Raw genomic sequence first — 19,917 nt, 5'->3', positions numbered from 1 at the left:
TATTAGGAGCAGGCTATGACCACGGGATCGGCGCACGCGCCAACACACACCCGCAATACCGCCGAACCCGGCGCCCGTCCGGCGGGCAACCGCCGGACGGGCGGGCAGCCCAGACGCAAAAACAACGGGGAGAACGTCGCGGGCTACCTCTTCCTCTCCCCATGGTTGATCGGGCTTTTCGCACTTACCCTGGGCCCGATGCTGTATTCGCTGTACCTTGCGTTCACCGACTACAACCTGTTCACGGCCCCCGAGTGGACCGGCCTGGGCAACTTCGAACGGATGGCCGGAGACACCGTCTTCTGGGGATCCGTCCAGATCACCATGATCTACGTCCTCGTCGGCACACCGATCAAGCTGGCAGCCGCACTCGGTGTGGCGATGCTGCTGAACTACAAGACCAGGGGCACCGGGTTCTTCCGGTCGGCGTTCTATGCGCCGAGCCTGATCGGCGCATCGGTCAGCATCGCGATCGTGTGGCGGGCCATGTTCTCCGCCGACGGTCCGGTGGACAGCGGTCTGAGCCTCTTCGGTATCAACCTCGGCGGTTGGGTCGGTGTGCCGGCCCTGATCATGCCAATGATGATCCTCCTCGCGGTGTGGCAGTTCGGCGCCCCGATGGTCATCTTCCTGGCCGGCCTGAAGCAAGTTCCAGCCGAGCTTTATGAAGCGGCGTCAGTGGACGGCGCGAAGGCATGGCGCAAGTTCCTCAGCGTCACCCTGCCGATGCTCTCTCCGGTGATCTTCTTCAACCTGCTGCTCGAAATGATCGGCGCGTTCCAGATCTTCGCCTCCGCCTACATCATCGGCTCCGGAACCGGCGGCCCTGCCGGCGCCACCAACTTCTACACCGTCTACCTCTACACCCGAGCGTTCACGAACAACCAGATGGGTTACGCCTCGGCGATGGCCTGGGTACTCCTGATCGCCGTAGGCATCCTCGCGTTCATCCTTTTCCGCACCTCCAAGAGCTGGGTGCACTACGGAGGTGACTCAAAGTGACCACTATCGAAACCAACCCGACAGCTGTGCCGCCGGTCCAGCCGACGCGTAAGCGCCGGCAGCCCCGGCGAAAGACTGCGGCCACGGTGGCCTGGATCATCGGCATTGTGCTTCTGACCGCCGTCGTGCTCTATCCGCTCCTGTGGATGATCTCGGCTTCGTTCAAGCCCAGCGCCGAGTTCGGTGCGAACAACAGCTTCCTGCCGGAGAACCCCACTTTCGACAACTTCTTCAAGGTCATGGAGGGCGTCGCCGGTATTCCCACCTGGAAGTTCTTCTGGAACTCAACCATCCTCGGCATCGGCGCGGTGATCGGCACAGTTATCTCCTCCTCGATGGCTGCCTACGCGTTCGCCCGCCTGAACTTCAAGGGCCGCCCGCTGTTCTTCACCATGATGATCGGCACGCTCCTGCTCCCGTTCCACGTGCTGATCATTCCCCAGTACATGATCTTCCGTAACCTCGGGATGATCGACACCTTCTTCCCCCTCCTGGTTGGCAAATTCCTGGCCACCGAAGCGTTCTTCGTCTTCCTCATGGTCCAGTTCATCCGGAACCTGCCCAAGGAACTCGACGAGGCAGCCCGCATCGACGGGTGTGGACACTGGCGCATCTTCTGGTCCATCACCATTCCGCTGATCAAGCCGGCGCTCATCACCTCGTCGATCTTCGCGTTCATCTGGAGCTGGAACGACTTCCTCGGCCCCCTGCTGTACCTGAACTCGCCGGACAACTACCCGTTGCCGCTGGCACTGCGGGTGTTCAATGACCAAACCAGTGGTTCCGATTACGGCGCCACGGTCGCGATCGCGGTGCTGGCACTGCTGCCGGTCATGCTGTTCTTCGTTATCTTCCAGCGGTTCCTTGTCGACGGCGTCGCCACCCAGGGCCTGAAGGGATGACACCCCGCAGCGTCCGCAAACGGCGCGAACGACCCCAACCAGACGGCACCCAGCTCAAGTGGCCGGGTGCCGAGGGGAAGTTCGCGCTGTTCGCGGAAGTGCTGTGGATAGGGATTCTCACCGTCGCCGGCGGCCTGCTGCTGATCACGCTCCCCGCGGCGATCGCAGCCTCCAACCGGCACCTCCACCGCTACCTACTGGCCGAGCGTTCCACGCTCGGCCAGTGGTGGGTGGATTTCCTGTCCGCCCTCCGCACCGGCTGGGTGGTGGGATTGACGACGACGGCGCTCGCCTTGGTCCTGCTCTTCAACCTCCTGCTCGCAGGCACACAGGTGCTGCCCGGCTGGCAGGCGGTGTTCGCCGTCGGGATCGTGGCCCTGGCCGGGTTCGCGCTGGCGCTGCTGCAGTCGGCGGTCCGCTGGACGCCCGAAAAGGGGTGGCGGCAGGCAGTGCGGGACGGGGTGCAGGCTTTTGCCTCGGACCCGGGCGCGATTGTCCCGCTGCTTGTCGCACTGGCGCTGACCGTCGTCGTGACCTGGCAGTTGCCGCCGCTGATCGTGCCCGGAATGGGCTGCCTTGTTTTCGCTGTGCTCGTTGTGAAGGAACGCGAGCGTAAGCGCTGATTTTCCAACACTCCCGAAAGGAACACCGTGCATTACGGCGGCGATTACAACCCTGAGCAGTGGCCGGAATCGGTCTGGCCGGAAGATGTCGAGCGGATGAAGGAAGCCGGGGTCACCATGGTGAGCCTCGGCATCTTCGCGTGGTCGCGGATCCAGCCCGCGGAGGACGTCTACGACTTCGAGTGGCTCGACCGCGTCATCAATCTGCTCCACGAGGGCGGTATTGCGGTGGACCTTGCCACCGCGACGGCGTCGCCCCCGCCGTGGATGACCGTCGCCTACGCGGACATCCTCGCAAGCGATGAGAACGGCGCACCGTACTGGCACGGAAGCCGGCAGCACTACGCGCCGTCGTCGCCGTCGTACCGCCGTCTGGCCTCGGCCCTGGTGCAGCGACTCGCCGAGCGATACGTGGATCACCCGGCTGTGGTGCTGTGGCACGTCAACAACGAGTACGGCTGCCACCTCAACCTGGACTATTCCGATTCGGCCCGCGATGCGTTCCGCGTCTGGTTGGAGCGTAAGTACGGCACGCTCGAGGAGTTGAACGCTGCCTGGGGAACGTGGTTCTGGGCGCAGCACTACGAGTCCTTCAACCACGTCTTCCCGCCGCGCAAGGCTCCCTATAGCCACAATCCCGGCCAGCTGCTCGACTTCCGGCGCTTCACATCCGACATGCTGCTCGAGTGCTACCGGATGGAGCGGGACATCATCCGCGCCGCCGGGGCCACCCAGCCCGTGACGACCAACTTCATGGGCGCCTTCAAGCCCGCCAACTACTGGGAATGGGCGGCGGAGATGGACGTCATCTCCGACGACTGCTACCCGGACCCCAACGAGGCCGAGAGCTTCCGTGCCGGGGCCTTCCAGCGCGACCTGATGCGCTCCTTCAAGCCGGACACCCCGTGGCTGCTCATGGAACAGTCCACGAACGCGCTCAACTGGCGGCCCACTAACGCCCCCAAGGCGCCGGGGCAGATGCAGGCGTTGTCCATGCAGAGTGTCGGCCGTGGAGCCGATGGCATCCTGTTCTTCCAGTGGCGGCAGTCCCGCGCGGGCGCCGAAAAGTTTCACTCCGCTATGCTGCCGCACGCCGGCACGTCCACCCGTACCTGGCGTGAGGTTGTCCAGCTGGGTGAGGATCTCGCGTCGCTGCCCGCGCTGCCGGTCGGCTCGAAGGACGCCCGCGTGGCCATCGTCTTCGACTGGGAGAACTGGTGGGCGATCGAGAACCCGGACCACCCGGTTGTCCTCGACTACGTCGAGTGTGTGCAGCGCTGGTACAACGCCATTCACCGCCGGCACGTACAGGTGGACTTCGTGCAGCCGACGTCGGATCTGGCGCAGTACGCCGTCGTCGTCGCGCCGCAGCTGTACCTGCTCAAGGAAGATGGAGCGGCGAACCTCACGAGCTTCGCCGAGGGCGGCGGGCACCTGCTGGTGACCGCGTTCAGCGACGTCGTCGACGAGCATGACCGCTTCCGCGAGGGCGGGTACCTCACCCAACTGGGCCCTCTGCTCGGTGTCACACTGGAGGAATTCGGGGCCCTGGTGCCGCCGTCGTCCACCCCGGGCCAGCGCACGGCCCCTGTCACGTTCGGTTCGGAAACCTTCGACGGCCTGTACCTGGCCGAGGAGATCGCCGCAGTCGACGCGGAGGTGCTCGCTCCCTTCAGCAGCGGACGCACCGAGGGGCTGCCGGCCTTCACCGCACGCGCGGCCGGAGCCGGCCGCGCCTACTATCTCGCAACAGTGCCGGACGACGACGGCGCCCGCCTGGTGAGCGCGCACGTGTTCGCAGGTGCCGGCGTCGTGCCCGTGCTTGAAGGGCTGCCGGAGCTGGTGGAGGTAGCGCAGCGCGGCGACGTGGTGACGCTGATCAATCACGGGGTTGACGCCGTCGCCGTCGAGGTGTCCGGAACGGACCTGCTCAGCGGGGAGGCCGTGGACAAGGTGCACCTGGAGTCGTTCGGGTACGCGTTGGTGCGCCAGGCGTAGGTCACTCGTTCGCGGGTCTGGTTGCTTTCCCGTCCAGCCACAGCTCAGCCGACTCATCCCGATGCGAACCATCGGACCCCACGTGTTTCTCGCTGATCTGTGGGCCTTTCTTGATGACGTGAACCAGCGCCATGGCGTGCCCGCGGCCCAGGCCGTAGTCCGCTTTCAGCCAGTTCACAATCTCCCCTGCCTTGACGGCCGGATCGCCAAGGCCGCGGTCCTTCGCCTGCTCAACCAGCTCACGCGGAGTTTTGCCGGTCTTCTCTTCGATCGCGTCGAGGTATGCCTGAAACGACATGATGCTTTCCTTACTGGCCGCTGGAGGCCTGGTTGTCGGGGCTGAACTCTTCCTGAATCATCCTGGGAGAGGCGTGAATGCACATGATGTGCAGCCGCGACTCACCGGTGTTCCTGAAGCTGTGCCAGACACCGGCGGCCACCACCGCGGTATCGCCCTCCGTAGCGGTGAACCTCACGCCGCCGACCTCCAGTCCCGCCTGACCACGCAGAACCACCCAGGTTTCGCTGTAGGGATGGCGGTGGAGATCGGGACCGCTTCCGGGCTCGGCATCGACCAGAAAGTAGGAGATACCGGATCCGTAGCTTTCGCCCTCAAACCTGAGAGTAGAACTGCCCCGCAGGCGAAGATCAGCCGCCGGGATGGTGTGGCTGCCGGGTAGCGTTTCCATGTCAGTCCTTCCGCCGTCGTCATTCCAAGTCTGGGAACGCAGCGCACAGAGGGCTACTCTTTCGATGTGGATCGAAATGAAGTGATATTCCACCTGGGCGCAGGTGACCTCGGGCTGCTTCGATTCGGCATCTCACCCGGCCACGAACTCGCCCACGCCGTCCGCACACTGCAATCGGCCGGCAGCAGGCCGCTGCAGTGGGGATGGCTGCGGACCGTCAAAGACACGGTTCCTGTCGAGGCATACCAGCTGATGAAGCTGTTGGTCGCGCCGTCGGGCTATTTTCCGGACTTCCTGACCGGACCCATGACAGGCGACACGACACCGGCCGAAGAGATCGATCAGCTGCGCGCAACTCCGCCGGAAACGGTACGGCTCCAGCTGGGCAAAGTGCTGCGCCTCGCAACCGGCCACCGGCATGCCCGGGTCACAGCAATGATGGGTGAGCCGGAGCGATCCCTGCGCCGGGTCTGTGACGCGTGGGAATCCCTGTGGGCGGCACTCATCGCACCCCATTGGGACCAGACGCGGCGCATCCTGCACGCAGATATCGCCCAGCGTTCACGCCGCATCGCAGAGGCAGGAACGACGGCGATGGTCGCCTCCCTGCACGAGCGCGTGAGCTGGCAGGACAACAGCGTCCGCGTACGGATGCACAGCTGGAACGAATACGTTCCCTGCGAAGGCAGCGGCCTGCTGCTGGTGCCAAGCGTCTTCGCCAGCCCGTGGTGTTCGGTTCTCACCGAGAAACCCATCCAACCGACGCTCTTCTACCCGGTGAAGGCGCTCGCCAACAGCTGGCACCTGCGCAACTCCCCAGCAGAAAGGGCCCTGTCCACCCTGATGGGCGAGGGGCGCGCCAAAGTCCTGCTCTGCCTGACCGGTGAACGCTCGACGTCGGAAGTTGCCGGCGCCTGCTCCCTCGCCGCTTCCACGGCCTCCCACCATCTCACCGCGCTGAGGGACGCCGGCCTCATCACCAGCAGGCGTGACGGCGCACGCGTCCTTCATTCCCGCACCCTCCTTGGTGACTCCCTGGCCGGCTAGCGGCGATGCGGAAGCGCCACCCGGGAGCACCTAACCTAGTGAGGACGAACACGAAGGAGTGGACTTAAACCATGACGACCGCCAGCACCCAGGACCAGCCGACCGGCACCACCCCGAGGCTGCCCGACGAGGGCCATGTTTCGGCGGCTGTGGCTGATGCAGTGGCGGAGCGGGCCGGCCACCTGTTCGGGCTGATGGGCAACGGCAATGCTCACTTCATCAGCCGACTCACCCGACGCGGCTTCCCGTTCACCTCCGCCCGGCACGAATCCGCAACTGTTGCCATGGCTGACGCCTACCACCGGGCAACCGGCGGAGTGGCCGCAGCAACCACCACGTACGGCGCAGGCTTCGCTAACGCCTATACGACGCTCGCCGAGGCGCGCATCGCGCGGATCCCGCTCGTGTTGGTGGTCGGCGATGCGCCGGCGGCCGGCCCGCGTAAGTTCGATATCGATCAGGTGAAAGCGGCCGAAGCGGTCGGGGTAACCACCCTGGTCGCCCACCCCGGCAACGCCGCCGAGGTCACGCACCGGGCGTTCGACCTCGCCCTGCAGTCGGTGCAGCCTGTCATCGTCGCTATCCCGTATGACATCGCAACGGCGCCGCTCACCGAAACCGAGCCGCTCGAGCCGCTGCCCGGCAAGGCCGTGTGGCCGCCGGAAGAAACAGACCTCGACAGGGTGGCCGAACTGCTCGCCTCGGCGAAACGACCGGTCGTGATCGCCGGCCGCGGGGTGGTCCTCGCGGACGCCGCGTCGCCCCTGAAGGAAATCGGCGACCGCCTCGGCGCCCTCTTCATGACCTCGGTCATGGCGATCAACGCCTTCGACAGCGAGTGGGACCTCGGCGTCGCTGGAGGCTTCACCCGCCGCCACCGCCTCGAAGTGGCGCGCCAAGCGGACGTTGTCCTGGTGGTCGGCGCCAGCATGAACATCTTCCAGACGCGCTATGGAACCTTGTTCCCTGAGGGAACGCACATCATCCGGGTGGACAACGAGCCCGACGAGAAGCATCCCATCGTGGTCGATTACATCCGCTCCGACATCCGCCCGTTCGTTGAGGGCCTCCTGGAACGCGTGCAGCAGGCAAGAGCGTCCACCTGGCGCCAGGAAGTTCCGGAGGTCGCCGAGGCGGAGTTCCGGTCTTCCCACCCCATCGAGGATCCCGTCGAGTTCGGCCCCGACGGACGCCTCAACCCCCGGGCCGTCGTCGCTGCACTGGAGGACATCCTCCCGGCCGAGCGCTCCGTGGTCATGGACGGCGGGCACTTCATCGGGTGGGCGCCCATGTATCTGTCCGTGCCCGATCCGCACGCCATGATCCTGGTGGGCACCGCCTTCCAGTCCATCGGCATGGGATTCGGATCCGCAGCCGGCGTGTCGGTGGCGCGCCCGGACCGCACCACCGTCCTGGTCAGCGGCGACGGCGGCGGCCTCATGGGCCTGGCCGACTTTGAGACCTTCCTCCGCGCCACCCGACGGGGCGTGCTGATCGTGCTCAACGACTCCGCCTACGGCGCTGAACTCCACCAGTACGCCGCCAAGGGCCTCCACAACCAGGCGATGCTCATCGACGAAGTGGACTTCGCCGCCGTCGGGCGCGCTCTCGGGGCCAAGGGTGCAAAGGCGCACACCCTCGCCGACCTCACCGAACTCGAGACCTGGCTGGCAACCGGCGACGACGGCGTGTTCGTCCTCGACGTCGCCATCTCCCAGCAGGTGGTCGCCGAGTTCATGGCGGAGTCGGTCGCGATCAAGAAGTAGGGCGCTAGCTGTCTGAGCTGAAGACGTGCTCCTCGATCACGACGCCCGACTCGAATGAGCGGGTTCCGGTCAAAGCGAGCGCGCGTGGTTCGTAGGGGGCGCTGCCGAACATGGAGATACCGGAGCCAAAGACGACGGGGTTGCGCTTCAGAACGAGGTGGTCAATCTCAGGCAGGAGGGTACCGGCGAGTTCGCCACCACCGCATAGCCAGATGTCCAGGCCATCTTCCTGCTTGAGATCGCGGACCGTAGCGAGCGGATCGTCAGTGAGGGTGATCGCGGGGTCAACGTCGCGCGGGTGGCGGCTCGCTACGACCTGTCGCAGGTGTGGGTAGGGGCTGGCAATACCGATTTCGAGTGCGGGGGTGAGCGTGTTCCATCCCATGATCACCGTGTCGAATCGCGTGTTCGGCGGCTCGATTCCCAGCGCAGCGTGCGCATGGGCGGGTAGCGCATCTGCGTACTCGCCGAACACCACCGACGCGTGATCGCCTTCGACGAGGAATGCATCGAACCCGCCTGCCGGGTCCGCGATATAGCCGTCAGTACTGACGGCGACGTAGTAGACGAGGTTTCGCACGGCATCTCCAATCACGACATCTGTCGTACTTAAACTACAACAGGAGTCGTGGTTTCGCTAGTGTGGGCTGCATGGCTCGCAACGACCAACGACGCTCCGCTCTTGCCGACGCCGGAATCCGCGTGCTCGCCGATGAGGGAGCCCGCGGTCTCACTCACCGTGCTGTCGACGCCGCGGCCGGTACGCCGCGCGGGACAGCCTCGAATTACTTCCCGACTCGCGACGATCTCATCTCCGCACTGGTTGAGCGCATCGGAGAGCGACTGTCGCCCGACCCCGAAGCCATTCCTTCGCGTAACGCCCGGCCTCCCGACCGGGCACTCTTTGCCGCCTACCTGCGCGACGTCGTGCAACGGCTCAGTGCTGACCGGCATGTGTCGCTCGCTCTCTTCGAGCTGCGATTGGAAGCTGCTCGACGGCCCGCTGTCGCCGACGCGCTTGGAGCGTGGCGACAGCGAGCGTTCCAGGAGGATGTCGCATTCAACGGCGCCTCCGGTCTGCCCGGCGGGCCAACGGAGATAGCCCTGTTCCACTACGCCATCGACGGACTAATGCTCGACCACCTCACTGTGCCACTCGACACCGGAATGTCCGTCGACGCCGTCATAAACGAATTCGTCGATCGCCTACTGCGGTGAGGTCGCGTAGCAGCCCTACGGGGCGGCGGGGTCAACCTCCCGGCCAGCAACAGCTAGCGAACGACGACGGCGCTCACCCCTCCCTGCTCAGCGGTCACCTCATAGGTGGTTGATGAACCGCCGGGGGAGGGCACCTGAACCCTGGAGCGATGCCCCTCCCCGACCGCAAAGGCGCTGAATTCGACGTTGGCTGCCCAGTCGTAATCCGGCCGGTTGGAAACGGTGCCCAGCGGCAGGACCGTTCCTGGCCGAACGAAGACCGGCGCTTCCATGACCGGGAAGGACCGGGTGTGCCAGCGGGGTCCCTCGAGGGTTTCGCCGGACTCGAGGTGGGTCCACGTTCCCTCGGGAAGGTAGAAGGAGTGCTCACCGCCGGCCTCCAGCACCGGCGCAACCAGCAGGCTGCTGCCGAGCATGTACTGCCGGTCGAGATGCGCACACCCCTGGTCAGCAGGGAACTCCAGGAACATGGGTCGCATCACCGGGGTTCCGGACGAATACGCCTCCTCGGCTGCGCCGGCCAGGTACGGCATCAGGCGCATCTTCAGCTCGGTGAAGTGCCGCAGCACGTCCACCGACTCCTCATCCACCAGCCACGGCACCCGGTAGGAGTTGGATCCGTGCAGGCGGGAGTGTGACGAGAGCAGCCCGAACGCTATCCAGCGCTTGAACATCTCCGGCTCCGGTGTGCCCTCGAACCCGCCGATGTCATGGCTCCAGAACGCGAAGCCTGAGGACGCAAGGGACAAGCCTCCGCGCAGGGACTCGGACATCGCGGCGAAGGTGGATTCGCAGTCCCCACCCCAGTGAACCGGAAGCTTCTGGCCGCCAGTGGTCGCCGACCTAGCGAACAGGACCGCTTCACCAACCCCCAGCTCCTTCTCGAGCAGCTGGAACACTGCCTCGTTGTACAGCTGGGTGTAGTAGTTGTGCATCCGCTGCGGGTTCGAGCCGTCATGCCAGACCACGTCGGTGGGGATGCGCTCGCCGAAATCGGTCTTGAAGGAGTCCACTCCCTGCCCCAGCAGGGTGCGGAGCTTGTCCTGGTACCAGAGGACGGCGTCGGGGTTGGTGAAGTCCACCAACCCCATGCCGGCCTGCCAGAGGTCCCACTGCCACACCGAACCGTCAGCCCGCTGCACCAGGTACCCGAGCTCCCGGCCCTCCCGGAACAGGTGGGAGCGCTGCGCGATGTACGGGTTGATCCACACGCACACCTTGAGTCCGCGCTCGTGCAGGCGCCGGAGCATGCCCTCGGGGTCCGGGAACGTCGCGGGGTCCCAGACGAAGTCGCTCCAGTGGAATGCCCGCATCCAGTGGCAGTCGAAGTGGAACACGGACAGCGGCAGGTTGCGCTCCGCCATCCCGTCGATGAAGGACATGACGGTGTCCTCGTCGTAGTCCGTGGTGAAGGAGGTGGACAGCCACAGCCCGTAGGACCACGCAGGAATCCGCGCGGGCCTGCCGGTCAGTTCCGTGTACCGGCGCAGGATGTCCTTGGGCGACGGCCCGTAGATCACGAAGTACTGGAGCTTCTGGCCCTCCACGCTGAACTGCGCACGGGAGACCACCTCCGACCCGATCTCAAAGGAAACCCGCTCCGGATGGTTCACGAACACCCCGTACCCGGAGTTGGTCAGGAAGAACGGCACGTTCTTGTAGGCGAGGTCGCTCGAGGTACCGCCGTCCTCGTTCCACACGTCCACCGACTGGCCGTTCTTCACAAACGCTCCGAAGCGCTCGCCGAGGCCGTATACATTGGTACCGACGCCCAGGGTGAGCTGTTCATGCACAAAGGAGCGGCCGGCGTCGTCGGTAATGAAACCGACGCTCCGCGGCACCGAACTGGTCAACAGCTTCCCGTCGCCGGTGAAATCCACCGCCCAGTCGCCGCCCAGGCTGACGGACGCGGTGAGCGCACCGGAGGTCAGGGTTGCGTGGGTGTCCCCGACGGACATGTCGACCGCGGGATGCGCGTCCTGCAGCTCAAACCGCGGGTTGGGATCGAGTGCGCCCTGGAAGTGCTCGATGGTCACGCCGATGACGCCTTCAAGCGGCGACGTGAAGGAGACCGTCAACTGCGGGCAGTTCAGCGCGTCTCCGCGGGCATTGATCCGCTGGGTCGGCGCATAGATTTCCAGGCCGGAATCGGTGGCTACGACGTCGGAAATGTCCCGCGGATGAAGTGCCGTCAGGCCCTTGCGGTACATCCAGTAACCGTCTGTGAATTTCATGCTGTTCCTTCATGTGGTGCGTTCAAAGTAGGTGTGTCGATGTCGAAGCGCTTCCCTACCGGAGCGGCGGAAAGCTTGATGGGCGCGGATCGAAGCGTGTCGAAGCTAGGATGGGTCCCGTGGCCACCATGAATGATGTCGCCCGGGAAGCCGGGGTATCGCTGAGCACTGTTTCCTACGTACTGAGCGGAAAGCGAACCATCTCCGAAGAGACCCGGCTGGCTGTCCAGAGTGCTATCCGGAAGCTCGACTACAGCCCGCATTCCGGTGCCCGGGCGCTCGCCTCCAACCGCTCCAACGTGCTGGGCCTGATGGCGCCGCTGCGCGCGGACGTTAACGTCAGCGTCATCATGCAGTTCGTGGCAGCCGTGGTCACCACCGCGCGCACCTACAACCAGGACGTCCTTCTCCTGACCCAGGACGACGCCGGCGGGCTGGAGCGCGTTACGTCGCAGTCCATGGTGGACGGACTCCTCATGATGGACATCGAAGCCCGCGATCCCCGCATCCCCCTGCTCGCAAAGCTGCGCAAACCGGCAGTGCTGATCGGCCTGCCGGATGACCCGCAGGGGCTCAGTTGCGTCGATTTCGACTTCGCGGGCGCCTCCCGGACGGCCGTCCGGCACCTGGTGGACCTGAATCACCGCAGTATCGGTTTCATCGGCTCCCCGCAGGCGTCCCTTGAGCGCCACGCCACCTACGCCGACCGCGCCCGGAAGGGTTTCACCGAGGCCTGCGATGCCGCCGGCGTTCCTTCCGTACTGCGCGCGTGCGAGGCTTCCATGCCCGCCCTCACCGAGGCGCTCAATGCAGTGCTCGACGACGACGGCGCCACTGCAGTCACTGCCCTCGTGGTGCATAACGAGGGGCTGCTGCCGCTGCTGCACGAGGCGCTGGCCGGGCGCGGCCTGCGCATTCCCGAGGACATTTCCGTGGTGGTCATCGCTCCGGAGGACGTGGCGCTCGCCGCGGCCAGGCCGTGGACCGCCGTCTCCATCCCGGCGCACGACATCGGCCGCGCCGCCGTGGAAATGGTCATGGACCGGCTCAATTCGGACAAACCGGTTGAGGTGCGGCTGATTGTCCCCAGCCTGGTCCAGCGGGAGACTACCAGCGCCCGCTGACCTGCACACCGGCGTCATCCCTTCACCGCGCCGATCATGACGCCCTTGGTGAAGTGCTTCTGCACGAACGGGTAGACCATGAGGATCGGCACCATTGCGATGACGATGACCGCCATCTGCAGGGCGAGTGAGGGCGCCACGCCCTGGCCCACGTCGATCTGGCCGGGTACGGACACGCCCTGCAGCACGTAGGAGCGCAGGACCACCTGCAGTGGATTCTTGGAGCTGTCATTGATGTAGAGCACCGCGTTGAAAAAGGCGTTCCAGTAGCCGACGCCGTAGAACAGCGCGATCACGGCGGTCACGGCCTTAGACATGGCAGCACAATCTGGGCGAGAATGCGCCACTCGCTGGCGCCGTCGATCCGTGCACTGTCGAGGATGCCGCGGTCAATCCCCATGAAGAATCCGCGCAGGATAATGATGTTGAAGACGGACACCGCACTCGGCAGGATCAGCGCCCAGTAGGAGTTGATGAGGCCCAGCCCTGAAACCAGCAGGTAGGACGGGATCATTCCGGCGCTGAAGAACATCGTGATCAGCAGGGTGAACAGTATCGGCGTATGCGCAAAGGAGCCGGGCCGTGAGAGGCCGTAGGCGCACAGGATCGACACCACCATGCTGAGCAGCGTTCCGGTGACGGTGACGCCGACACTCACCAGCACGGCGCGGGTCACCACGCCGCCGTTCAGGATCTGGCGGTACGCGTCGAGCGAGAATTCACCCGGGATGAGGACGAGGCCGCCCGCCTGGGTGATGGTGCCCTGGGACGAGATGCTGGTGAGCAGGATGGTGTAGAGCGGACCGAGGACCGCGAGCACCACGAGGGTCAGGATCACCACCTTTCCCGCCTTGGTTGCAATTCCCGGTTCTTCTTCCCACGCGGGCCGCGAAGGACCGCTCCGGCGGGGCCGGGCTGGCTTGATGATCGTTGTCATGACTTGGAATACACCCCGTTTTCGCCGAAGAGATGGGCCACCTTGTTGGCGGCGAGAATGAGCCCGAGCGAGATGACGCCCTTGATGAGCCCGGCGGCAGCTGCGTAGCTCCAGTCGCCGTTCTGGATGCCGGTGTAGTAGACGAAGGTGTCAAGCACCTCGGCAGCCTCGGCGCCTACGGCGTCGCGCTGCAGGATCATCTGCTCGAACCCGACGGTCAGCGCGTCGCCGAGCCGGAGGATGAGCAGCAGGACGATGACCGAGCGGAGCCCCGGCAGCGTCACATGCCACATGCGGCGCCAGCGGTTGGCTCCGTCGACAGCCGCGGCCTCGTACTGCTCCGGATCGATCGCGGCCAGGGCGGCCAGGAAGACGATGATGCCCCACCCGGCGTCCTTCCAGACCGCCTGCGAGGTGATGAGGAACAGGAACGTGTCCGGATTGGTCATGATGTCCATGCCGCTCCACCCGTTGGCGCGGAGCATCTGGCTCAGCAGCCCAGCCCCGCCCAGCAGCTGCTGGAAGACCGACACCACGAGCACCCACGAAAAGAAGTGCGGAAGGTAGACGATCGCCTGGATCGTGGCACGCATTGCAGGCCGAAGCAGGGAATTGAGCAGGAGAGCCAGGGCAATCGGAACGGGGAAGAAGAACACGAGCTGGAAGCCCGTGATGACCAGCGTGTTGCGGACTGCGTTCCAGAAGTTGGGATCACCGAACACCCGCGCGAAGTTCTCAATGCCCACCCAGGGGCTGGCCGGGATACCGATGAACGGCGAGTAGCTCTGGAACGCGACCACATTGCCGAGCAACGGCACGTAGGCAAACACAACCAGAAGCACGACGACGGGAAGCGCCATCAGGACCAGCGAACGGTCGCGGCGGAACCGGGTCTTCCAACCCTGCTTCCGCCGGACAGGCGGCGGGGCAGGCAGGCTCGTGACGTCGTCGTGCTTGTCCGCCGTCCGCTTGCCGCGGCGGATGAAATCTGTGGTGGTCATGGCCGGTGTTTATGCGGTCAGAAAGCCGGCGTAGAACTCGCGGAGCTTTTCGCCGCCGTTCTGCTTCCAGGTGGCAATCTCGGAATCGAGGTCCGTGAGGCTCTTGCGGCCGCGGGCGATGTCCTTGGCCAGGTCATCGAAGGGTGCACCGAGGGAACCGTACTGCGGCGGCTCCTGGATCTGCATCCCGAAGAAGACATCCTCCTGGACGAAGGGGGCCTGGCGGGCCTCCCACTCGGTTTTGGCTTCGACGAAGCCGGGGTACTGGACCTGCGAGTTGACGGTGGGCGGGCTGACGAGGAACTGGTACGTGCTCGTGACTTCCGCGCGGCCGAGGTCAGTCATCTGCGGGATGTTCTGGTCATCGCGCTCGAAGTGCTTGCCCTCGACTCCGCTGGTGATGAGGAGGTTCTCCTCCGTGCCGAAGGGTGCGGCCATGAAGTTCGCCAGTGCCAGCAGTTCCTCGATCCTCGCGGTGTCCTCGGTCTTCTTGATGAAACTGAAGATTCCGGCCGGTTGGCCGCTGAAGAGAACCGGATCGCCGCCGTCGGGCGCGAAGAAGTCCATCGGCTGCATATTGAAGTCCGGGTTGGTGGGCAACACGCGGCCGAGTGCCTCGTGCCAGCCGCCGACGCCGTCGACCGTCATCAGCGTGGCGCCTGATTCGAAACGTGGCTTTGCCTGCTGGGCGTTGCCCGCAACGGCGTCGGGGTGGACGGCACCGGACTTGAAGAGCTTGATGATCCATTCGAGGGCGGCGCGGTATTCCTCGGTCTCGAACTTGTTCACCAGCGTGCCGTCCACGAGCTTCCACTTGGGGACGACCCCGTGCATCAGCTGGGCGCCGTTCCAGACGTCCTCCGAACCCCAGCGGTTCTTCGACGGGTCAGTGATTTCCTTGGCCACGGCGATGTACTCATCCGCGGTCTTCGGCTGCTCAAGGCCCATCTCCTCGAACAGGTCAGTGCGGTAGAAGAACGCGTCATTGACCAGCGGCGTAGGCATGGGCAGTCCGTAGAGGCCGCCCTCGAAGCAGCTGTACTTCCACGCCGCCGTCGGAATGTTGGCCAGGTTGGGGTACTTCTCGACCTTATCGCCCGCGAGATAGGGGGAGAGGTCCGTGAACAGGCCCTTGGCAGCCTGCCCGAAACGCGGCGGGATGTTCCAGGAGGGGATGACCACCCAGTCGGGAACGTCGCGCGGCGAAGCGAGCACGGTCTGGATCTTGTCGCCGTAGGTGTTGCCGTCATTGGCCTGGAATTCGACGGTGGCGCCGAGGCGCTCGTTCACCGCCTGGTAGTACGCGTTGTCCGGCAGTCCGCGCGGAATGGCCCACCACGCCGGCGACATTGCCGTGTAGGTGCCGCCGCTCCCGGGAGCCTTCGATACGGACTTGACCAGTGTGGTGGGGATGGTGGTGAAGCCCGGCGTGGAACCGCTGACGCCCGGGATGTCCGGCTGGACCAGGTTCATCGGGATGTACTTGGGCACGAGCTTGGCGACGGCATCCGCCAGCCCGCCCGCCGTCGTCGCCTGCGGAGCTGACGCGCCGGTGCTGCAGGCGGTCAACAGCGCCGGGGAAGCGGCAAAGAAAGCCGCTCCGCCCAGCAGGCCGAGGAAGGACCGGCGGCCGAAGGGCTTGCGGGTGATGGTGCCGTCGAGGGCTTCCGGGATGTTTGGCATGGTGCACTCCTTCGTGTCCAGGCGCGCCGGTAGGGGCGCAATGGGGGTTTTGCAATTCGAATAGGCGGCGCGTCGGCTCTTCAATTAGTCGAAGCGCTTCGATTGATCCAACCGTAGGGCATCTTCCGTTCTGAGACAAGAGGAAATTGTGTTGCGTATCACAGCGCGTGATGTCAGCATGGTGGTCGAAGAACGCTGTGCAAGCGCTTAAACAACTCCTTCAGTGATCGGAACCCTTCGTGACCGAAACCCAACTTGCCGTCCGGACCGCAGAGAGTATCCTCGCAACGCTCTCCCAGGCGGAAAAGATCGCGCTGCTCCACCAGCACTCACCGGCGGTTCCCGACGCCGGGCTGGCCTACTTCCATACCGGCGCGGAGGCGGCGCACGGCGTGGCCTGGCTCGGGGATGCGACGATTTTCCCGCAGACGGTCGGTCTCGCGGCAACCTGGGACGAGGATCTACTGCGGCGCGTAGGGCGGGCGGTCGGCGTGGAGATGCGCGCAAAGAAGGCCGCCGATCCGACCGTGAGCCTCAACGTCTGGGCGCCCGTGGTCAATCCGCTCCGGCACCCGCTGTGGGGGCGGAACGAGGAGGGCTTTTCGGAGGACTCCGCGCTCACCGCTTCGCTGGCCACGGCTTACTGTGAAGGCCTGAGGGGCGACCACGCCGAGCAGTGGCTGACCGTCCCCACGCTGAAGCACTTCCTCGGCTACAACAATGAGCGCGACCGCAATGTGACCTCGAGCCAACTGCCGCCGCGCGTCCTTCATGAGTACGAGCTGCCCGCCTACCGGCTGCCCATCGAATCGGGGGCCGCGGGCGCCGTCATGCTTTCCTACAACCTGGTCAATGGTCGGCCTGCGCATGTGTCCGATCTGGTGGCCGGGCATCTGCGCACGTGGCGGAACGGGGACTCCCTTGCGATCGTGACGGACGCGGGCGCACCGTCCTCGCTGTTCACGGCGGAGAAGTATTTCGACGACGGCGCGTCCGCCTACGCAGCAGCCCTCCGCGCCGGCGTCGACAGTTTCACGGACGACGGCGACGACTCCGCACCGTCCATTGCCTACCTTGAGGAGGCGCTGGACCGCGGGCTCATTTCTGCCGCGGATATCGACGCGGCGGTCCTTCGCCTGCTCACGCTGCGTGAACGCACGGGTGAGTTCGAGCCCGACGGCGGCGTGTATGGATCGATTGCGGCTGAGGCGCTGCTGACTTCCGAGCACGCGGCGCTGGCCCGGGAGGCTGCGCGCAAGTCCGTTGTGGTTCTTCGGAACGCGGCGGTTGATGGCTCAGAAGATGCGGCGGGTGATGCGGGGCCGGTCCTGCCGCTGGGTGACGCGCCTGGAACCATCGCCGTCATCGGATCCCTGGGGCCCCACGTGCTCAGCGACTGGTACAGCGGAACGCTGGTGAATCCCGTGAGTATCGCGGCGGGCCTTGAGGAACGGTACGGCAGCGTGGTCGCGGAAGAAGGGCTGGACGTCGTTGCGCTTCGCAGCATCCGCACCAATCGGTACCTGGGCGTGCCCGAGGGTTCCGCGGCGCTGACTGCATCCGCAGGCTCTCCGGGTCCTGCCGAGTCCCTGGTGCTGAAGGACTGGGGTAATGGCGAGTGCACGCTGCGCTCCTCGGTGAGCGGGCGCTTCGTTTCCGGGGAGAGCGGGTATCTCCGTGCAACGTCGGAGCGGGTCGGCGGCTGGGTGGTGCAGGAGACGTTCGCGCTGCACCGCTCGACCGATGGGTCTGCCGCCGTGCGGCACGTTGCCTCCGGAAAGTGGGTGCGGATGGAGGAAGGAACAGGCAGCGCCGTGCTCGTTCCGGGATCCGAGCAGGACGCCGACCGCTTCACCCTGCGCACCATCCGGTCCGGTACCGAAGCGGCACGCAAGGCTGCGGCGTCGGCAGGTGTCGCCGTCGTCGTCGTCGGTAATGATCCGCACCTGGGCGGGCGGGAGACGATCGACCGAACCACGCTGGACCTGCCGCAGAGTGAGCAGGAGCTGATCCGGGTGGTGCGGGAGGCGAACCCGCGGACCGTGCTGGTGATCGTCTCGTCCTACCCCTACGCGCTCGGGGAGCTGGCGGAGGTGCCGGCAATTGTGTGGTCCTCGCACGGAGGGCAGGAACTCGGGCGCGGCGTGGTGGATGTGTTGAGCGGGGATCATGAACCGTCCGGGCGGCTGCCGCAGACGTGGTGGGCCCGGGATGAGGATCTCGCGGACATCCTCGACTACGACATCATCGGTTCCCGGTCGACGTATCACTACAGCGCGGCTGAGCCGCTCTTCCCGTTGGGTCACGGGCTGGGCTACGCAGCTGTGGAGTACGAGTCGGCTTCGTATGGTGAGGGCGTGCTTGCGGTGTCCCTGCTGAACGCCGGCGGGCGGGACGTGCATGAACTGGTGCAGGTGTATGCCACCTCGGATCTGCCCGGGTACCCGCGGCGGCGGCTGATTGCGCACGCGAGGGTGTCGCTGGCGCCGGGGGAGCGGACGGTGGTTTCGATTCCGGTGGACGAGGAGAAGCTTGCGACGTTCAGTCCGGCTGCGGGGCGAATGCTGGTGGAGCCGGGAACGTATTGGCTGCTGATTGGGCGTTCCGCGGAAGATCTGCCGTTGGCGGTTGCTCTCGAGGAGGGCGGTTCGGGTAGTCCGGTGCGGACGCGTGGCGCCTGGGTTCGGGCGGAGCTGTTCGACGAATCCGCAAACGCCCTCCTGGTGCCGGAGTCGCGGCTGCAGGGGACGGAGGTGACCGTCGCTGATTCCGCGCTTTTGCGGGGAACGCTGACGTATCGCGGATGGGATGGCTCAGCGCCGGCGTCAGTGGCGGTGCGGGTTGCCAGGAGTGCCGGTGGAGCGCTGCGGATCCTGGTTCCCGGGCCTGCGGATACTTGGCGGGAATGGGGTGCGGCGCCGGTTGCGGCCGGGTACACCGGGGACGTTGAGATTCCTCTTGCCGGGCGTCTTGGTGAGATGCCCGTGGTGGTCCGCCTGGTGCTTGAAGGGGGCGTGACCGTCAGCGAGTTCCTGGTTCCTGACGCCTGATTCAGCTCCGGGTACCTCAGCCTCGGGCTGCTTCAGCTCCGGTTACTTTTCCTGAGACTACTTTTCGTGCGGCTACTTCAGTCCGGTTACTTTTCCTCCGGCGTAGCCGGTCCCTCGCGTTCCTCATTGCGGCCGCCGTTGCGTTCAGCCGCACGGCGCCGCAGGAACCGCCGCGCCGGTCCTGCCCAGGACAGGAGGAGGAGAATAGTGAAGAGGTGATTGGCGAGCCCGCCGAGCACTTGAAACGGAATGATCTGCACGAGCGCAGTGACAACCAGCGCGCCCAGCAGAACGTTCTTGATGATCTTGAGTGCCTGCGGGCTCAAGGGCCGTGGCCACTCAATCATTGGCGTTACGTCGTCGTTCCTGTGCGCGCGTTGCATCGGACCCCTCTCCTGCCCTTAAGGCTATCGCGCCGGGACCCAGGGTGCCGCCCGCGCGGTGTGCGGTGTGACGGGACGCGGGCGGATGACACGCGCGGTGTGACGGGTGACGCACGCCGCACGGGTGACCTGTGCGGCGTGCAGCGTGTAGCCCGAAGAAACTGCCCGGAGGTGCAGGGCTGCCGGTTCGAAGCGGCGGCCCTGCACCTCCGGGCAGTTCCTGGGTTGGTGTCCTCGCGGACTTATCCACATACGCCAAG

General features: G+C 65.5%; 16 protein-coding genes and 1 pseudogene. 9 read left to right on the top strand and 8 right to left on the bottom strand.

Annotation, left to right across the window (positions count from 1 at the left end):
- Positions 1-15 precede the first annotated feature (15 nt).
- The 4 genes from JOD47_RS06240 to JOD47_RS17750 are packed head-to-tail and all read left to right on the top strand — an operon-like array spanning position 16 to position 4,525.
- The gene (locus JOD47_RS06240) at positions 16-1,002 is read left to right on the top strand and encodes a carbohydrate ABC transporter permease (protein WP_204532968.1); all 987 of its coding nucleotides are present in this window, start codon (positions 16-18) and stop codon (positions 1,000-1,002) included.
- Positions 999-1,904 carry a carbohydrate ABC transporter permease gene (locus JOD47_RS06235; protein ID WP_372432792.1) on the top strand — a complete coding sequence of 302 codons (906 nt, stop codon included), beginning with the start codon at positions 999-1,001 and terminating at the stop codon, positions 1,902-1,904. The genes JOD47_RS06240 and JOD47_RS06235 overlap by 4 nt, the downstream gene beginning before the upstream one ends.
- Positions 1,901-2,527: a hypothetical protein gene (locus JOD47_RS06230; RefSeq protein ID WP_204532967.1), complete on the top strand. Its 627-nt coding sequence runs from the start codon at positions 1,901-1,903 to the stop codon at positions 2,525-2,527. Before JOD47_RS06235 ends, JOD47_RS06230 begins: the two co-directional genes overlap by 4 nt.
- 27 nt (positions 2,528-2,554) lie before the next feature.
- The gene (locus JOD47_RS17750) at positions 2,555-4,525 is read left to right on the top strand and encodes a beta-galactosidase (protein WP_307836213.1); all 1,971 of its coding nucleotides are present in this window, start codon (positions 2,555-2,557) and stop codon (positions 4,523-4,525) included.
- A gap of 1 nt (position 4,526) precedes the next feature.
- On the opposite strand, the gene JOD47_RS06220 is transcribed toward JOD47_RS17750, so the two are convergent.
- Positions 4,527-4,823, bottom strand: a complete 297-nt coding sequence (locus JOD47_RS06220) for a DUF4287 domain-containing protein (RefSeq protein ID WP_204532966.1) — start codon at positions 4,821-4,823, stop codon at positions 4,527-4,529.
- Positions 4,824-4,833: 10 nt separating this feature from the next.
- Positions 4,834-5,214, bottom strand: coding sequence for a cupin domain-containing protein (locus tag JOD47_RS06215; protein WP_204532965.1), 381 nt, complete (start codon positions 5,212-5,214; stop codon positions 4,834-4,836).
- Positions 5,215-5,280: 66 nt separating this feature from the next.
- Between JOD47_RS06215 and JOD47_RS06210 the strand changes: the two genes are divergently transcribed.
- Both JOD47_RS06210 and JOD47_RS06205 read left to right on the top strand, forming a co-directional pair.
- The gene (locus JOD47_RS06210; protein WP_307836212.1) at positions 5,281-6,261 is read left to right on the top strand and encodes an ArsR/SmtB family transcription factor; all 981 of its coding nucleotides are present in this window, start codon (positions 5,281-5,283) and stop codon (positions 6,259-6,261) included.
- A gap of 71 nt (positions 6,262-6,332) precedes the next feature.
- Positions 6,333-8,027 carry a thiamine pyrophosphate-binding protein gene (locus JOD47_RS06205; RefSeq protein ID WP_204532964.1) on the top strand — a complete coding sequence of 565 codons (1,695 nt, stop codon included), beginning with the start codon at positions 6,333-6,335 and terminating at the stop codon, positions 8,025-8,027.
- Positions 8,028-8,031: 4 nt separating this feature from the next.
- Here JOD47_RS06205 and JOD47_RS06200 read toward each other — a convergent pair whose 3' ends face one another.
- Entirely contained in the window at positions 8,032-8,607 is a 576-nt protein-coding gene (locus JOD47_RS06200; protein WP_204532963.1) for a dihydrofolate reductase family protein, read from the bottom strand.
- A 71-nt stretch (positions 8,608-8,678) separates the two neighbouring features.
- On the opposite strand from JOD47_RS06200, the gene JOD47_RS06195 reads away from it, so the two are divergent.
- Positions 8,679-9,245 (top strand): TetR/AcrR family transcriptional regulator, encoded by a 567-nt coding sequence (locus JOD47_RS06195; RefSeq protein ID WP_204532962.1) that lies wholly within the window; start codon positions 8,679-8,681, stop codon positions 9,243-9,245.
- Positions 9,246-9,298: 53 nt separating this feature from the next.
- On the opposite strand, the gene yicI is transcribed toward JOD47_RS06195, so the two are convergent.
- Positions 9,299-11,479 carry an alpha-xylosidase gene (gene yicI / locus JOD47_RS06190; protein WP_204532960.1) on the bottom strand — a complete coding sequence of 727 codons (2,181 nt, stop codon included), beginning with the start codon at positions 11,477-11,479 and terminating at the stop codon, positions 9,299-9,301.
- Between the two features lie 110 nt (positions 11,480-11,589).
- Here yicI and JOD47_RS06185 point away from each other — a divergent pair, with 110 nt between their 5' ends.
- Positions 11,590-12,603, top strand: coding sequence for a LacI family DNA-binding transcriptional regulator (locus JOD47_RS06185; protein WP_239548028.1), 1,014 nt, complete (start codon positions 11,590-11,592; stop codon positions 12,601-12,603).
- A gap of 14 nt (positions 12,604-12,617) precedes the next feature.
- Here the strand turns inward: JOD47_RS06185 and JOD47_RS06180 are convergent.
- The 3 genes and pseudogenes from JOD47_RS06180 to JOD47_RS06170 form a co-directional block, all read right to left on the bottom strand.
- Positions 12,618-13,540: pseudogene (locus JOD47_RS06180) on the bottom strand (carbohydrate ABC transporter permease).
- Positions 13,537-14,541 (bottom strand): ABC transporter permease, encoded by a 1,005-nt coding sequence (locus JOD47_RS06175; RefSeq protein WP_204532955.1) that lies wholly within the window; start codon positions 14,539-14,541, stop codon positions 13,537-13,539. Before JOD47_RS06175 ends, JOD47_RS06180 begins: the two are co-directional and overlap by 4 nt.
- A gap of 9 nt (positions 14,542-14,550) precedes the next feature.
- A complete protein-coding gene (locus JOD47_RS06170) occupies positions 14,551-16,224 on the bottom strand; it encodes an extracellular solute-binding protein (protein ID WP_204532952.1) in 1,674 nt (557 codons plus the stop codon).
- Positions 16,225-16,463: 239 nt separating this feature from the next.
- Here JOD47_RS06170 and JOD47_RS06165 point away from each other — a divergent pair, with 239 nt between their 5' ends.
- Positions 16,464-19,274, top strand: a complete 2,811-nt coding sequence (locus JOD47_RS06165) for a glycoside hydrolase family 3 protein (protein ID WP_204532950.1) — start codon at positions 16,464-16,466, stop codon at positions 19,272-19,274.
- A gap of 86 nt (positions 19,275-19,360) precedes the next feature.
- Here JOD47_RS06165 and JOD47_RS06160 read toward each other — a convergent pair whose 3' ends face one another.
- Positions 19,361-19,657 carry a hypothetical protein gene (locus tag JOD47_RS06160; protein WP_204532948.1) on the bottom strand — a complete coding sequence of 99 codons (297 nt, stop codon included), beginning with the start codon at positions 19,655-19,657 and terminating at the stop codon, positions 19,361-19,363.
- Between the last annotated feature and the right edge of the window lie 260 nt (positions 19,658-19,917).

Source organism: Arthrobacter tumbae, from assembly GCF_016907495.1.
Taxonomy (GTDB): domain Bacteria; phylum Actinomycetota; class Actinomycetes; order Actinomycetales; family Micrococcaceae; genus Arthrobacter_D; species Arthrobacter_D tumbae.
This window is presented reverse-complemented; position numbering and strand designations above follow the sequence as displayed.

Excerpts from the sequence above, each read along its gene's own strand:
- JOD47_RS06195 (WP_204532962.1), top strand. The coding sequence starts at position 8,679 with ATGGCTCGCAACGACCAACGACGCTCCGCTCTTGCCGACGCCGGAATC.
- JOD47_RS06230 (WP_204532967.1), top strand. The coding sequence starts at position 1,901 with ATGACACCCCGCAGCGTCCGCAAACGGCGCGAACGACCCCAACCAGAC.
- JOD47_RS06215 (WP_204532965.1), bottom strand. The coding sequence starts at position 5,214 with ATGGAAACGCTACCCGGCAGCCACACCATCCCGGCGGCTGATCTTCGC.
- JOD47_RS06160 (WP_204532948.1), bottom strand. The coding sequence starts at position 19,657 with ATGCAACGCGCGCACAGGAACGACGACGTAACGCCAATGATTGAGTGG.
- JOD47_RS06220 (WP_204532966.1), bottom strand. The coding sequence starts at position 4,823 with ATGTCGTTTCAGGCATACCTCGACGCGATCGAAGAGAAGACCGGCAAA.
- JOD47_RS06175 (WP_204532955.1), bottom strand. The coding sequence starts at position 14,541 with ATGACCACCACAGATTTCATCCGCCGCGGCAAGCGGACGGCGGACAAG.
- yicI (WP_204532960.1), bottom strand. The coding sequence starts at position 11,479 with ATGAAATTCACAGACGGTTACTGGATGTACCGCAAGGGCCTGACGGCA.
- JOD47_RS06240 (WP_204532968.1), top strand. The coding sequence starts at position 16 with ATGACCACGGGATCGGCGCACGCGCCAACACACACCCGCAATACCGCC.
- JOD47_RS06170 (WP_204532952.1), bottom strand. The coding sequence starts at position 16,224 with ATGCCAAACATCCCGGAAGCCCTCGACGGCACCATCACCCGCAAGCCC.
- JOD47_RS06205 (WP_204532964.1), top strand. The coding sequence starts at position 6,333 with ATGACGACCGCCAGCACCCAGGACCAGCCGACCGGCACCACCCCGAGG.
- JOD47_RS06185 (WP_239548028.1), top strand. The coding sequence starts at position 11,590 with ATGGGTCCCGTGGCCACCATGAATGATGTCGCCCGGGAAGCCGGGGTA.